Origin of the sequence: Neolewinella persica DSM 23188, from assembly GCF_000373105.1 — a bacterium.
Lineage (GTDB): Bacteria > Bacteroidota > Bacteroidia > Chitinophagales > Saprospiraceae > Neolewinella > Neolewinella persica.
The window spans coordinates 50,269-65,319 of the sequence record NZ_KB890418.1 but is presented as its reverse complement, the minus strand read 5'-3'; the positions used below and the strand labels follow the sequence as shown (position 1 = coordinate 65,319).

Genomic DNA, 15,051 nt, shown 5'->3' with positions numbered 1-15,051 from the left:
AAAAGCAAATCTGTCCTACCTAAGACGATTCCTGCCGTTAAAATTAAATGCTTCTTCTGGCTTTCGGTCCCCTCATTCATCCGGGGAACTAAAGATTTCATTCAAAAAAGCAGCGAAAGTTCCTACCGAACCAAGTGTGCACTTTGGGAAAGCGACCTTTGCCGCGCGCAGGATTCTGGTGTTTGCCTTGTTCAACGCTTGTTGATTGAGAGAAAGCAGTTCTTGCATACGTGAACTTGAAGGCGGCGTCCATTTCCCATCAACCAGTACCGTATTTAATCGATAAGCCAGTAGGTTTCGGTAGGATGAGTTAGTCAAAATAATTTTCAACTCCCTGTCAATGGCGTCGCCAGCCGCCAGTTTCAACTCTTCGCTGTAAATTTCATTCACCACTCCATTAGTAGCAATTTCAGGTGCGAAAGGACGTAAATCATCAAACGGCCCCAGCCGCAAATACTCGTGATGTAAGTGTACAATCTTCTCTTCCTTGTCAAAGGATCCAAGAAGAAGAAACTGCTTGTACCAGGAATAGCTGCCATCCTGCTGTCGCATGGGTATGTAGCCAGAGTAAGAGCGCTTTTTAGCGAGTCCGTCTGGGGTCATTTCCCTGGATATTTCATAGCCGGCAAACGTAAGCCGGCGGTAAGTTGACTGCCAGTGGGGGTGGATCAAGTCAAAATAATTTGAGAAGGTCAACTTCGGCTGCCCAAAATGCAAACCTGTATTGTGCTGCCAGAATATCGTGACCGGGAGCCTAACATCTATCGTGATGTAAAAGCTGTTCAGGTTGCGGCGCTTCACGCAATTAGATTGAATGGCCCGCAACTCTGCACTTGACGCAAGAGTAGGTTCTCCGATGTCATCGAAAAGGTGCTTTTTAAAAGGGCGTTTGGCTCTCATTTCACAGTGTATTCGTTTCAGATCAACAAAACATCACACGCTTTCCTTTGCTCAATATTCTAATTTAGGGAATTCATTGCAACAATACCTCACTTGTAAAATCAATGTATCAGCACAGAAATAGTTGAGTAGGGCGGTTTCTCTTCATCACCAAAAAAACCAAGAAACCATCCATTATTTGCTAGATCTGTGGATCTTTAACGTATGACCATCAATAATATGGATTTAGTCTAAATTTTTCCCAAGTGCCTTTTTCTCGAGTTTTCTGTAAAAGAAACTGGAAATTGGACCGATTCAAATAGCAAAAGTCTTCCTAAAAGTCTTTCTTCCCTAGCAGTGGTCCCTATCTTTGCGCGAATTTGAAAACACCCCATCAGGCATGCCAAAGGATACCAGCATAAAATCAGTACTCATCATAGGTTCCGGTCCCATTATTATTGGTCAGGCTTGTGAATTCGATTATTCGGGAACTCAGGCAAGCCACAGCTTGAGGGAAGAGGGCATTGAGGTTACCATACTTAACCCGAACCCGGCCACGATCATGACCGATCCTTCTACGGCCGACAACGTGTACCTGCTTCCTCTTACGCCGGAATACGTTGAACAGGTCTTGAGGGAACAACCACAAATAGATGCCGTACTTCCTACTATGGGAGGTCAGACCGCGTTAAACCTGGCCATCGAGTGTGGTGAGATCGGACTTTGGGAAAAATACAACACGCGCCTGATCGGCGTCGACCTCGAAGCCATCGACCTGGCTGAAAACCGGGAACTTTTCCGACTCCATATGGAGAAACTCGGTCTCAAGTGTGCTCCCGCCATGATCGCCAATTCCTTCCTGGAAGGAATGGAAGCTGCTCAGGAAATCGGATTTCCCCTCGTTATTCGCCCAAGCTATACGCTCGGCGGTTTCGGTGGTGGTTTTTGCTTTAAGGAAGAAGACTTCGCCGAAATGCTTCGCCGTGGACTCGATGCCAGCCCCACCCACGAAGTACTGATTGACAAGGCCGTCCTGGGATGGAAAGAGTTCGAACTTGAACTACTGCGTGACTCCGCCAACAACGTCGTCATTATCTGTGCCGTTGAGAACTTTGACCCGATGGGCATTCATACCGGCGATTCCATAACGGTAGCCCCCGCGATGACCCTTTCAGATAAGGCTTATCAGGACATGCGCAACCAGGCCATCATTGCCATGCGCGGCATGGGTAATTTTGCCGGTGGTTGTAACATCCAATTCAGCCAAAACCCGGAAACGGAAGAACTCATTGTCATCGAGATCAACCCTCGGGTAAGTCGTTCTTCCGCCCTTGCCTCAAAAGCTACCGGTTACCCCATCGCAAAGATTGCCGCAAAGCTTGCACTGGGCTACCAACTCGATGAGTTGAAAAATCAGATCACCCAAACAACCTCGGCTTTCTTCGAACCCACCCTGGACTACGTGATCGTAAAAATGCCCCGTTGGAACTTCGATAAGTTCCCCGGCGCAGACCACCGATTGGGACTACAGATGAAATCTGTAGGTGAAGTAATGGGCATTGGCCGTAACTTCCTGGAGGCACTCCAAAAAGCCTGTCAAAGCCTCGAAAATGGCCGCGCTGGACTGGGTTCCGACAAGAAGGAATGGATTAAAACTGACGATATCCTGCACCGTTTGGAAAACGTCTCTGACGACCGGATCTTCCGACTCAAGGATGCCTTGCGCCTGGGTGTTCCGCGTAAAACAATTCAGAAACTTACCAAGATTGATCCTTGGTTCATCAATCAGATCAAACGTCTGGTCGACCTAGACCTGCAAGTCCAACGATACAACGTACCCGAAGACATCCCCGCAGACTTTTTCCGGGAACTCAAAGAACTCGGCTACTCCGATGCCCAAATCGCCTATCTGCTAAGGGTTGATGAAGAAGCAGTTACCAAGCGCCGGTACGAACTTGGCATCCGCCGGACCTACAAGATGGTAGATACTTGTGCAGCAGAGTTTGAAGCAAAAACCCCCTACTTCTATTCTACTTTCGACAGTGAAAACGAAAGTATTGTCTCAGACAAACCGAAGGTGTTGGTCCTCGGCTCAGGTCCGAACCGCATCGGTCAGGGTATTGAGTTTGACTACTGTTGTGTTCACGGCCTTCGGGCGGTGCAGGAAGCGGGTTACGAAGCCATTATGGTCAACTGTAACCCGGAGACGGTTTCCACAGATTTCGACCAGGCCGACAAACTCTACTTCGAGCCCGTCTACTGGGAGCACATCCGGGAAATCATCGAACTGGAACAACCCGAGGGCATCATCGTTCAGCTTGGTGGGCAAACCGCCCTCAAACTGGCGGAGGAATTCCACAACCGTGGCATCAAGGTATTTGGCTCCAGTTACGAGAGCCTTGACCTCGCTGAAGATCGGGGCCGGTTCTCCAACCTGCTCAAGGAGTTGGACATCCCCTACCCCAACTTCGGCACGGCTAAAAACGCCGATGAAGCGCTCGACGTAGCCCACCGCGTTGGTTATCCTGTGCTTGTACGCCCCAGCTACGTGTTGGGTGGGCAAGACATGCGGATCGTCATCAACGACGACGAACTGGAACGCCACGTGCTTTCCATCTTCAAGAAGGATCCAAAAATGGTCGTCCTCGTAGACCATTTCCTCGACCGTGCAAAGGAAGCAGAAGTAGACGCCATCTGTGACGGTGACGAGGTACACATCATGGGCATCATGGAACACATTGAGCCCGCCGGTATCCACTCCGGAGACTCTTCCGCCGTATTGCCGACCTACTCCCTGAGTGTCGAAGCCGTAAACAAAATGCGGGAATACACAGAGAAGCTCGCTTTTGCGCTTAAAACCAAAGGTCTGATTAACGTTCAGTTTGCCATCAAAACCGAGAAAGACACGGGGGTTGAGACGGTCTACGTGATCGAGGCAAACCCACGTGCTTCCCGGACTACTCCGTTCATCGCCAAGGCCTACAAGGTTCCTTACCTCAATATTGCCACCAAGGTTATGTTGGGCACCCATAAGCTCAAAGACTTCGTGATCAACCCGCAACCAAGTGGTTTTGCCATTAAGGTCCCGGTGTTCAGCTTCAATAAGTTCCCGAACGTAGACAAGCAACTCGGCCCGGAAATGAAGTCGACTGGCGAGTCCATCCGCTTCGTTAAGGACATGACCGACCCCTTCTTCCGGGAGTTGGACCGAAACCGGAGCATGTACCTGACGCGGTAAGTAAGTAATAGAATGGGTGAATGGCTACCGGCAGTTGCTGCTTACTGCGCTGCGATTATTCGCCAGGGTGGGAGCCTGCTGGGCTACGGACGGAACTTTCGGTAGCGGTTCTCTCATTCAATAATTCACTTTATTTCGGGCGCGGTCGCAGGTGCTATGGGGAGATTTAAAGAGCTAGGTAAGGGCGGAACACCGTTATTACCAGCCCGTACATCTCCGGCGAGACAACCCCTTGTAATATTTGGAAAGAAATACTTCCAGCCCTTCGCAACACATTGGCAACCATTTGCCTTGTTGCGTTGGATTCGTATTTCCGGTTCTCTTGGCTTTGTGTGCTTTGTTCCCCGGCACTCGTGCCGGTTGATAGCAAAGGACCGGCACAAGTGCCGGGAAACAAAATCCGAAGCGCTATTTACAATGCACGCAAGACTAACCTCTCCGAAAATTTTCCGCTACATTGTCAGCAAATCAATCATTCGATCATGCTGAGAGTTACCAATCTACTACTGTTCACCTGCTTATTCGCCTGCCTGTTCACGAGCTGTGCCACCTCACAGACAAGCCTGTTCAATGGTAATAACCTGGACGGCTGGGTCAACCATGGCGAAGAGAAGTGGTTTGCCGAAAATGGAGAGATCGTCTGCGAGAGTGGCCCTTCGGCTCAATACGGCTACCTGTCTACCGAAAAATTTTACGACGATTTCGAGCTGACGCTCGAATTCCTACAGGAGGCCAACGGCAATAGTGGGGTTTTCTTCCGCTCTACATTGGAAGGTACCAAGATCACCGGCTGGCAGGCCGAGGTGGCACCTCCGGGTAATAACACTGGCGGCATCTATGAATCCTACGGACGTGGATGGTTAATTAAACCTGATCCGGAAAAGGACAAAGCACTGAAAATGGGAGAATGGAATAAAATGAAGATAAAGGTGGTTGGTTCGCGGGTAACCACCTGGTTGAACGGTACAGAAATGATTGACCTTACGGACGAAAAGATCGGGCAAGGAAAAGGGGCAATTGCACTGCAAATACACGATGGAGGGGGGATCCGCGTGCGGTGGCGGAACCTTAAATTGCGGGCTTTATAGGTCATGGTGTAATCATCAAAACGTTAACGACCAAAGAGTAATCGGCTTAAATAAGAACGGCCGCAGGTACAAATACCCGGTAATCCGGTGGATAAGAAGTATAACCTGCTCCTTTATCCTCGTATTTGCACCTGCGCACCGTCGCCAAAAAAATAAAGCTGTTGTCTCTCTTAAAAATAATTCTGGATAAAATAAACTACTCTTTGAAGTCTGCCCAGCTTCCCGGTTCAGACATTTTTTCCTCATTCCGGTCATGCCGGAACTTCGACATTGTATCATAAATAGCCCGACGACCACGGTTGATTCCTCCTAACGGGCGATGTACCGGCAGCGCGTGCCAGGGTGAGAAGGAGAGATTATCGCCGTAGAGCTGTTGAGCAGGCGTATCAAAAATCTGCTTTAAAACCTTAATTGTGGCCACCTTGATGAAGGGAGACTCATCTTGCGCCCAAAGTTTTCGGGGGTCTTCGATTGGCATTTTTCGGGCGTCCTTCTGAACCTGAACGTAAAAGTCCAGATATATATCGTCGTTCGCCAAATTTGCCGCCAGTCGTTCCCTTAGGTAGCTATCCGAAACATTGTCTTTCTTCCCCGGAATAGTCTCGGTAGTGGGCGTACGCGGTTTTACGGCATACTTTACTGCCGTTCCATCTCCCAGAAGATAGGGCGTTGTACTCCCCCACTCTATTCCCGTCAAATTAGGAAGCTGGATCTGGACTTTCAGAAACAGGGAAACCAACCGGGGGTGCGTCAGGAAATGCAGCCCGGCGTTCAATTTCCCACGGTTTATGGACCCGAGGAGATTTCCAAATCCCCGGACATCCTTCGTCACAAATATCTGGGTACTCATAAAGACGAAGTCCTGTGTCGGCGCGTCGATCAAATCAGGGAGAATTTTCTTTCCTTTGACGCCCATCACCTTGATGGCCATCCCCCGTGAATCTTTCTTTATATCGGGTTTCCCAGGTGAAAGATTGGAGTAACGGATCCAGGATTCGTAGGTCTTCGCTTCTCTGAAGATGCCAACTTTCAGATTCTCGGGAAGGTCTGGCTCGATGATGAATTCCGCTTTTACCAGACCGTGCTGCAGGGGGTGTGCGTCCCTTTCCATCCGGGCAGGGGCAGGGTAATCCTTCTCCAGCAATTCCTTTAGCAGACCGATGACCTTTGCGGTGGCCTTCTCTTCACTTTTTGAAGGGTATTCCGTGGCCAACTTCGCATTTCGCGGTGTTGAACAAGCTGTAATCCCGAAGGCAAGAATCAGGAATAAGCAAAAGTGTTTCATGATTCGTTTGTTTACATTGATTTCATGAACTCAATCAGGGCCCACTTCTCCTCATCCGTCAAATGGGTACCGTAATTGTGCCCAAGGTTGGAGTTGCCTTCGATAATGTTGCCGGAGTTGTCCCGTACTTTGAATTCATTCTTTCCCTTATTGTCGACAAAGCCAACGCGCGTAGGGTCAAATTCGGTACTGCCCACCCAAAAAGCGGTGGGACGATTTGGCGGGTCCGTCAGCAGCGCCCACAGGTTGGGTATTGAGCCGTTGTGCAGGTAAGGAGCTGTAGCCCAGATGCCGTTCAGAGGGCGGGCTTTGTAGTAAAGACCGTCCAGGTTCCGGATCGTTGGCGTACTATCGTCGTGATCATGATCTATATTTCCCATTAAGTCATGCTCATCGGCACGGTTCTCGGCGATGGCGTCCCGGTTATCGAGATTTTGGTTGAATGCTTGTCGGGGCTTAACCCGGTTAGTATTTGCTATGCCACTAACCACCTTTCCCGGGTGCTTCAGCACCAGACCGGCTACGCCGTTGACGGAAATACTTATGGACTGGGTGCTGTCCGGAAAGCGTTTGCCAACCAGGACTTTTCCTTTCGTCCCCTTAAGAATTCCAGTACTCGCCATATGATGTTCTGCCGTCCAGGAAGTCATGGGGTCAGTCCCCACTTCCTTTACGGGTGTAAGAACGGCATTATAAGGCTCATCCCACTGCTCCGGGGTCATAGTTTGGTGGCAGCTTTGGCAGTTGTTCGCAAACAGTATTCTTCCCGCAGAGATCTTGTCCGTATCAAGTTCCGGGAGGTTAGACGCAGGGTCGTTCCATCGCGGTGCTTGAATATTTCTCACCAAGCCTTCCAGTTGGCCCAGACTCTCGAAGTCAATGGTGGAGGAATACTGGATCTTTCTATGCCCCAGCAGCCTTTTCCAAAGCGGAGCTTTTTCCATTTCAAGCCCTCCGAACACCCCTACAACCTGGCCAATATTTCGAACCATAGGGCCTACTGCCCGGGGGATATTCGGTGCACTCCCGTTCCATTGAACCCGATCAGACTGGTGCGTACCCCACAAAAAGGGGTAGGACACCGGAGCATTGGTAGCATTACGGTTACTCAACAAGTTGAGGGCAAATGCGGTACCCGCATTCTCAATATTCGTAAAAGCATCCAGGCGGCCGTAGCTGGTAAAGTCTTTGGGGAGGTGAGGAGAAGTAGCGTTAACGCCCTGCCGCTCCGTAGCGCCAATCATCCACTTCTGGAGACGTTCCCGGAGTGCCTTCTGGGCTTCCGTATCTTGATAGTCATCTCCGAGCACTCTTTTGGCGAAGCGGCCGAATTTTTCCGGATCGTCGTAGGTCCTGTTCAATGTCAATACCAGGTTATCAAAAAAGCCTACGAAATTGGCCAGGGTTGGTGCCCCGTCGACCAGGAATTTTTTACCCTGATACTCTAGTTCATTGGTGTGACAGGCAGCACAGGTAAACCCGACAAAAGCTTCTTTCTGAGAGCCCGCCCGAGACATAGCAAAACCGACCGGTAGCCCGGAGGGATTCATCCTGGAAGAATCCATCGGCAGGTAGCCGAGCATCCCCATATAATCATTGCTCCGAAAGAACTTCTCATTGTCTGGCTGTTCCAACCAGGTGAACCAATCATAAGGGAGCACGTGGGCCCCCTGGGGGGTAAACCAAAATTGACCACGTTCATCATTGTTGAGCCCCTGTTCAAAGGACTCCCGCATTGGAGCTTTACTTCCATCAGCGGGATAGTATACGGTGTCATCAGGGATTAAATCCTTATAAGGAGCACAGCATACCACTATCAGGCCCATAAGCAGGGCACAAGCGTAAATCTTCTTCATCTTGGGTGTGTATGGATTGGGTGATTCTCTAAATGAGGACCTTAGGCAGTAAATCTCAAAATCTCTTAGACTTAATAATAACCTAAATCTAGTGCTGAAACAAGTGACCACCAAAGTACCGGGAGAAATACCGTACAAAAACCTTAACAAACAGGTATAAACCCCTGCTGATTATTATCGCCTTCCTGTGAGTAGATACCTGAAAAACGGTTGATTAAACTTACGGATAGGTCCAACAGAAATACCCCCAGGCGTTTAATAACGCTGGCGGTATACATTACCCAAATTCAAATAGAAGAGACTACTCTCCGCCTTCGTAGTCGAAGGGCAACACTTTCGAGTCTTTCACTGTCGAAAGCGTCATTAGAGTCTTCAGTCGCTCGATCTCATCAATCTGCTGTAAGGTCTTGAACAGTAACCGTTCGTAGGTAGGAATATCCTTACAAACAATTTTGATCAAAAAATCAGCTTCGCCAGTAATGATGTAGCACTCAGTGATTTCATCAATCCCTTCTACCTGGGAAAGAAAACTTTCACGGGCCTGGTTCTTACGCCAGTCGAGGGATACTAATACAAAAGTTTTGACCATAAGGCCAATAGCTTCCGGATTAACCTGAGCGTGGTAGCTGTTAATCACCACGTTCTGTTCCAGCTTTTTAACGCGCTCCAGAGTTGGTGCGGGGCTAAGACCAATTCGTTTAGAAAGGTCTAGGTTGGTGATCTTACTATTGTCCTGAAGGATTTTCAGGATATTCAGATCGATTTTATCAAGTTTATCGGACATAAGATGGGTCAGGGAATGTTGGTGCGGCGAAGATAGCCGCACCAACAATTATTTCAAAATTTCGCTTGAAAAAGTATAAAATTTTCCTGAAGTCCGGTTATGGCCAAATTCCAAGGGCAATGTAGTCACTGGATATCTTACTGATTGCCAGTGCGAAAGCAGCAGTTCTCAGGTCTTTGATCTCCGCGTTATCTTTGTACATAGAGTAAATGCCTTCGAAACCAGTGATCATAGTTTCTTCCAATCCGGAACGAACCAGGTCGACCTCGTCTGCTCCCCGGATGATCAACTGCTTATCGCGATCGCTGATCGATTTGCCGGTAGTCGCTTCGATTTGGTCTACGATCCGTCCGTAGGCACGTTCGTCAAAACGCTTCTCAAGGCGTCCGAAACGCATGTGGCTCAGGTTCTTCAGCCACTCGAAGTAGCTAACCGTCACACCACCGGCATTGAGGTAGATATCTGGAATAACGATGATGCCGCGCTCGGCCAGGATGGCAGCTCCATCTGCAGTAACGGGTCCGTTAGCCGCCTCAGCAACGATCTTGGCCCGAACGTTAGGGGCGTTTTCCGCATCGATCTGGTTTTCCAGTGCGGCGGGTACCAGAATGTCACATTCAAATTCCATCACCGCCCGACGCTTCTCTTTACCGTAGATCCGCGCATCCGGGTAGCTGAGGATACTGCCATGATGCGCACGGTGGCGGAGCAGGGCGTGAATATCGATGCCGTCTGGATTGTAGATAGCACCTTCGACCTCGGAAACACCGATGATCTTAACACCACCTTCATCCTGGCTGATGGTTGCAGTATGGGAACCCACGTTACCGAGGCCCTGGATCACCATGGTCTTACCTTCGATGCCCACCTCCATTCCGAGCTGGTCCATCAGGTCTTTCTGGTTACAAGCCTCCCTGATGCCGTAAAAAACACCACGCCCGGTCGCTTCCGTACGTCCACGAACACCATTTTGGTTTACGGGTTTGCCCGTTACACAACCAGCGGCATTGATGTCATCGGGGTAAAAAGCACGGTAGGTATCATAAATCCAGGCCATCTCGCGGCTTCCCGTTCCGTAATCCGGAGCAGGTACGTCAATGGCAGGACCGATAAATTTGTGCCGGATCAGTTCGGTGGTGTATCGCCGGGTGATCTTCTCCAGGTCGGCCTCGCTGTATTCCCAGGGGTTGATTTTCACCCCACCTTTGGCACCGCCAAAAGGAACGTCAACAATGGCACACTTGTAGGACATCAGTGTAGCTAAGGCCACCACTTCGTCCTGATTCACATGGTTAGAATAACGGATACCGCCCTTAGTAGGGCTACGGTGATTACTGTGCTGCGCACGGTAAGCTTCAAGTACAATTACCTTCCCGTCAATTTTAACGGGGAAGTGAATTTGGTATACGCCGTTACAGACTTTTATCTGCTTGAGGAGGCCTTCATCCAGGCCGGTGTGTGGTGCGGCAGCGTCAAAATACCGATTAACGCTGTCGAGAAACGAAACTTCTTTAGGCATGATCATCAATTTGGTTTTCTAAATCAGATAGGCGGCGATCCATTCGCCACAGGTAAAAAGCAAGCCCCAGAAAAACAACCATGATTACCGCCACCACTACATAGATTTTACCAACGCTTCTCAGAAAATCCGCCGGTGGTTCGACAACGGTTTGAGCGCAAAGACTTGCGGTAAAGCAGAATAGTAAAGGAATGAATACTAAGAGGCGGGCCATTATTTGCCGGGGCATTTGGTTAGGGGGGCAAATATAAGCTTGCCACGTTGGGTAAATGTAGTTGTTTGAAGCCGGAAACAGATTGTTGCGGGAAAATGATTTTTAGATTTTATGGCGGAGGCTTGCATAACCAGGAAAATAAGGAGATTCAGGGGTTGTACTTTCAACTTAGCTGCATCCTTCATGGTTGGGCGGGGCCGCAGGTCCAGGGGCAGGTTTGCGGTGCAATGTTGAGCAATCTATGGAGGTTTCGCCAGAAGTGCCACCTCTCCTACAGAGAAAGGCTGACCACCGATTCGCCGGATCAGATACAACCTTTATTATTCGTTGAAAGTCCGTCTTTCCAGGCAGGCTTCCTTCTCTTTCAGCATAAATGCGGAAGATCCAATTATTCATCGAGCTTCCGCTTGGATTCATCGAACGAATTTTTACCGCCTGAGAAATAACCCCACTTTAGTACCATCAATCAAAAAAGCCAACCATGAAAATTGCATCTCTTACCATCGGTAACAACACCATCGAAGCTTACAACAGTATGTGGACCGGCGTCGAAACGGTTTACTTTAACGGTATCCGGGTCAGTAAGCAGTTCAACTGGTTTGTCGGCATTCATGAGTTCCAGGTTTTGGCCGACGACGGAATCAATACCGATTATTACCGCGTAGATTTCCGATTCAGTTTCAACTCCATGTCTGCCGTTACTGTTGATGTATTCAGAAACGGTGAATGCCTGCTGGACCAGAGCGGCTCCAACTACCGCCACGCGAGTAATGCCTTACCCGTTTTACCCGGTAATCGCGGCTACCATCACCGCAAAGAGCGGGTGACTGCGCCGCTGTACCGGGAAGAAGACTTGGTTTAAATGAGTAGGAGAATAAAGGGATGTTGTAATGTCTTCCCTTAAAACCAGTATCCATGTTGAAAGTTAGCTTGCCCGTTGGAGATGATCTTCTTGAAATCCACCACGGAATGTGGACGGGAAAAGACACCATTTATTGGAATGGAATGGAAATGAGCAGAAAACGCAGGTTCTTTGGCAGCACCCATGTGTTCCGGGTTCCTACGGGTTATTCCGGGCAGGACCATGTGTTCCGTGTCAGGATCAGCGTTGGGCTAAACGGAACAACGTATAGTGTAAAACGCGACGACAAAGTCTTGCTGGGCACCTGGCGGGACAAGCTGACGCACACCAATCGTGGTCAAATGCCAACGCCTCCGGGCTTGGACCTCAATGCACCACCACCACGTAGCAACCGTTCACGGCATGCTGAACCCCAGCCCATGAGGGATTATTCGGAAGATGATTTGTTTGTATGAACCCTTCCAGCCTTGTTATCCGGATGGCAACGAAGCTAGATGCCCCAATACTTGCTTCTTTGAGATGGGATTTTCAGCGGGAAGAAGAAAACAGCCCGCCAATAGTAACTAAGGTGGAATTCTTGAAAAATTGCACCCTCTTTTTCGAAAGCAGCCTGGCATCCGGTTCCTGGCAACATTGGTTAATGGAAGAAAGTGGAAAGCCGGTAGCTAATGCAAGTCTAAAATTGGTCAGCATGATCCCCCGCCCCAATAGGCCAGAGGACACCTTTGGTTACCTGACCAACGTTTATACCATCCCGGAATATCGCAACCAGGGTATTGGTTCGCAATTGCTGCAAGGAATAAAAGATTGGTCAGCCTCAGAAGATCTTGAAGTGGTCATCGTGTGGCCAAGCGAAAAAAGCCGGACGTTCTACCAAAGGCTTGGATTTCAAGCTTCGGACGAGATTATGGAGTTGGGACTTAGGGGGTGATAACGTTTAGGATAGATTTCACCTACCTGACTAATAAATACGAAGGGCTGCGCTCGTACCGGCTACCGCAAGAGATGCTAATCACCTTGCTTCTTTATCCCCTTCCCCTTTGGGGACCGGGCCGGCAGGCACGGATAGGGGGGCTTGCACCTGCGGCCCCGCCATCTGCTAAATAAATAACAGGACCAAAAATCAACCGCAGAAAACTATCCGATTAGCAGTTGGACTTCGCCGGTCAAAAAGCCCCCATCAAAACATTCGCCTAAGTACCTTTGTCCCGGCGAAGCTTATTTTCCCATTCTATTATTCCCTCATTCGCTTATTCCCCAATTCCCTATGGCTGGCAGCTCCTACGGTTCCCTTTTCCGCATCACTACTTTCGGCGAAAGCCACGGCGTCGGTCTCGGTGTCACCATCGACGGGTGCCCCGCCGGGCTGGACTTCGATGAAGCATTCATCCAGGCCGAGTTGGCCCGTCGTAAGCCCGGCCAGAGTCGCATCGTGACCCAACGTAAAGAAAACGACGGCGTGCAGGTGCTTTCCGGCGTATTCGAAGGTAAAACCACGGGTACACCCATCGGGATGATAATTTTTAACCAGGACCAACGGAGTAAGGACTACGGTCATATTTTCGACAAGTTCCGGCCCAGTCATGCCGATTACACTTTCTCCGCCAAGTACGGTATTCGCGATTATCGCGGTGGAGGTCGCTCCAGTGCACGGGAAACCGCCGCCCGGGTAGCCGCCGGAGCTGTGGCGCAATTATTGCTTCGCCATTATGGCATCACCATCAATAGCTACGTCTCCCAGGTCGGCAACATTGTCGTTGACAAGCCTTACCAGGACCTCGACCTGAGCCTGACGGAAAGCAATGATGTTCGCTGTCCGGACCCCGAGAAGGCCGCAGCAATGGAAACGGAGATCCTCGCCGTCCGTAAAGCCGGTGATACCATCGGTGGTGTGGTCACCTGTGTAGTACAGGGCGTCCCTGCCGGCTGGGGAGAACCCGTATTTGATAAACTACACGCCGAACTTGGCAAGGCCATCCTCAGTATCAATGCCTGCAAAGGCTTCGAATACGGCTCCGGCTTCGCCGGTGTCACGATGCGCGGCAGCGCGCACAACGACGAATTTTATACCGACGATGCTGGCACCGTAAGAACGCGAACTAACCGTAGTGGTGGCGTTCAGGGAGGCATCTCCAACGGTGAAGACATTTACTTCCGCGCCGCCTTCAAACCCGTGGCTACCATCATCCAGGATCAAACCAGCGTTAATGAAGCTGGAGACCCCGTGACGGTGACCGGCAAAGGCCGGCATGATCCGTGCGTGTTGCCCCGAGCGGTACCTATTGTGGACAATATGGTAGCGTTGGTTTTGGCGGATATGGCGTTACGGGCCAGGAGTCAGAAGCTAGGGGACTAGAAACCAGGAGCTAGATTCTAGTTCTTAAACCTTCCCCAAACACTCCACCAGCGCATCGCGCCAGTGGCGTGGAACACTCGTCACTTCCGAAATCTTCCGGGTATCCAGAATGCTATAGTTCGGCCGTTTAGCCGGCGTAGGATACTGCTCCGTACATATCGGCTTCAAGAGGCAATCGGTCCCGGAGATCTCAAAAATAGCGTGGGCAAAATCGTACCAGGAGCAGGCGCCGCTGTTGGAAAAATTGTAAATACCACTGGGGGCGTTGCTTGCAGCCAGTTTCAGGGTGGCCGCAGCGAGGTCGGCGGCATAGGTTGGACTACCGATCTGATCAGCGACGATGCTGAGCTGATCCCGTTCTGCTCCCAGACGCAGCATGGTGCGAACAAAATTCTCCCCGTATTCAGCATACACCCAACTGGTTCGGATGATGTAAGCGTCGGGATGATTTTTCATCACTGCATTTTCCCCTTCCAGTTTGGTCCGGGCGTAGACGCTGGTCCCAAGGGTCCGGTCATCTTCACGGAGGGGTCGGTTGTAGCCGCCGTCGTATACATAATCGGTACTGAAGTGAACGAAGCCGACACTGGCTTCAAAGCAGGCTCCGGCCAGGCGGGCAGCTCCCTCTACGTTGACGGCGCGGCATTTGTCTGGCTCACTTTCAGCCCGGTCCACCGCGGTGTAGGCCGCAGCGTTGAAACAGATGTCGGGCTTTGCTTCAGCAAAGGCTGCGCGCAAGTCAGCAGGTTTGGTTAAGTCGAGGGAGGAACGATTGTAGGCAAAAATACGCACACCTTCAAGCTGGCGGGCCGCGCCGATAAGCTTTTGCCCAAGCTGACCACCGGCTCCACAGATCATGATTCTTTTCATTGGCGGCAAAGGTAATTGGTCTGTTGGGATTATTGGTCTATCGAGCTATTGGTCTATTGAAACAATTCGACTATTGGGTGATGAACCTCAATTACAATGC

The 15,051-nt window shown here is 50.2% G+C and carries 13 protein-coding genes; 6 read left to right on the top strand and 7 right to left on the bottom strand.

Annotation, left to right across the window (positions count from 1 at the left end; genetic code table 11):
• Positions 1–72: 72 nt before the first annotated feature.
• Complete coding sequence (locus tag B036_RS0105200) at positions 73–900, bottom strand: hypothetical protein (protein ID WP_020567631.1); 828 nt, start codon at positions 898–900, stop codon at positions 73–75.
• 379 nt (positions 901–1,279) lie between these two features.
• Here B036_RS0105200 and carB point away from each other — a divergent pair, with 379 nt between their 5' ends.
• Both carB and B036_RS0105190 read left to right on the top strand, forming a co-directional pair.
• The gene (gene carB, locus B036_RS0105195; protein WP_020567630.1) at positions 1,280–4,117 is read left to right on the top strand and encodes a carbamoyl-phosphate synthase large subunit; all 2,838 of its coding nucleotides are present in this window, start codon (positions 1,280–1,282) and stop codon (positions 4,115–4,117) included.
• Positions 4,118–4,599: 482 nt separating this feature from the next.
• Entirely contained in the window at positions 4,600–5,205 is a 606-nt protein-coding gene (locus B036_RS0105190; protein WP_020567629.1) for a 3-keto-disaccharide hydrolase, read from the top strand.
• A gap of 196 nt (positions 5,206–5,401) precedes the next feature.
• Here the strand turns inward: B036_RS0105190 and B036_RS0105185 are convergent, their stop codons facing one another.
• The 5 genes from B036_RS0105185 to B036_RS0105165 form a co-directional block, all read right to left on the bottom strand.
• On the bottom strand, positions 5,402–6,490 hold the full coding sequence (locus B036_RS0105185; RefSeq protein WP_020567628.1) for a catalase family protein: 1,089 nt from the start codon (positions 6,488–6,490) through the stop codon (positions 5,402–5,404).
• Positions 6,491–6,501: 11 nt separating this feature from the next.
• Positions 6,502–8,346 (bottom strand): di-heme-cytochrome C peroxidase, encoded by a 1,845-nt coding sequence (locus tag B036_RS0105180; protein WP_020567627.1) that lies wholly within the window; start codon positions 8,344–8,346, stop codon positions 6,502–6,504.
• 301 nt (positions 8,347–8,647) lie between these two features.
• A complete protein-coding gene (locus B036_RS0105175; protein WP_020567626.1) occupies positions 8,648–9,130 on the bottom strand; it encodes an Lrp/AsnC family transcriptional regulator in 483 nt (160 codons plus the stop codon).
• Between the two features lie 97 nt (positions 9,131–9,227).
• Positions 9,228–10,655, bottom strand: coding sequence for a Glu/Leu/Phe/Val family dehydrogenase (locus B036_RS0105170; RefSeq protein ID WP_020567625.1), 1,428 nt, complete (start codon positions 10,653–10,655; stop codon positions 9,228–9,230).
• On the bottom strand, positions 10,642–10,863 hold the full coding sequence (locus tag B036_RS0105165; RefSeq protein ID WP_020567624.1) for a CcmD family protein: 222 nt from the start codon (positions 10,861–10,863) through the stop codon (positions 10,642–10,644). The genes B036_RS0105170 and B036_RS0105165 overlap by 14 nt, the downstream gene beginning before the upstream one ends.
• Positions 10,864–11,344: 481 nt before the next feature.
• Here B036_RS0105165 and B036_RS0105155 point away from each other — a divergent pair, with 481 nt between their 5' ends.
• From B036_RS0105155 to aroC, 4 genes are all read left to right on the top strand, one after another.
• A complete protein-coding gene (locus B036_RS0105155; protein ID WP_020567622.1) occupies positions 11,345–11,725 on the top strand; it encodes a hypothetical protein in 381 nt (126 codons plus the stop codon).
• Positions 11,726–11,778: 53 nt separating this feature from the next.
• Complete coding sequence (locus tag B036_RS0105150; protein ID WP_020567621.1) at positions 11,779–12,180, top strand: hypothetical protein; 402 nt, start codon at positions 11,779–11,781, stop codon at positions 12,178–12,180.
• A 23-nt stretch (positions 12,181–12,203) separates the two neighbouring features.
• Positions 12,204–12,656 carry a GNAT family N-acetyltransferase gene (locus B036_RS0105145; protein WP_044101887.1) on the top strand — a complete coding sequence of 151 codons (453 nt, stop codon included), beginning with the start codon at positions 12,204–12,206 and terminating at the stop codon, positions 12,654–12,656.
• Positions 12,657–12,992: 336 nt separating this feature from the next.
• Positions 12,993–14,081, top strand: coding sequence for a chorismate synthase (gene aroC / locus B036_RS0105140; protein WP_020567619.1), 1,089 nt, complete (start codon positions 12,993–12,995; stop codon positions 14,079–14,081).
• A gap of 24 nt (positions 14,082–14,105) precedes the next feature.
• Here aroC and rfbD read toward each other — a convergent pair whose 3' ends face one another.
• Positions 14,106–14,951 carry a dTDP-4-dehydrorhamnose reductase gene (gene rfbD, locus B036_RS0105135; RefSeq protein ID WP_020567618.1) on the bottom strand — a complete coding sequence of 282 codons (846 nt, stop codon included), beginning with the start codon at positions 14,949–14,951 and terminating at the stop codon, positions 14,106–14,108.
• Positions 14,952–15,051: the final 100 nt, after the last annotated feature.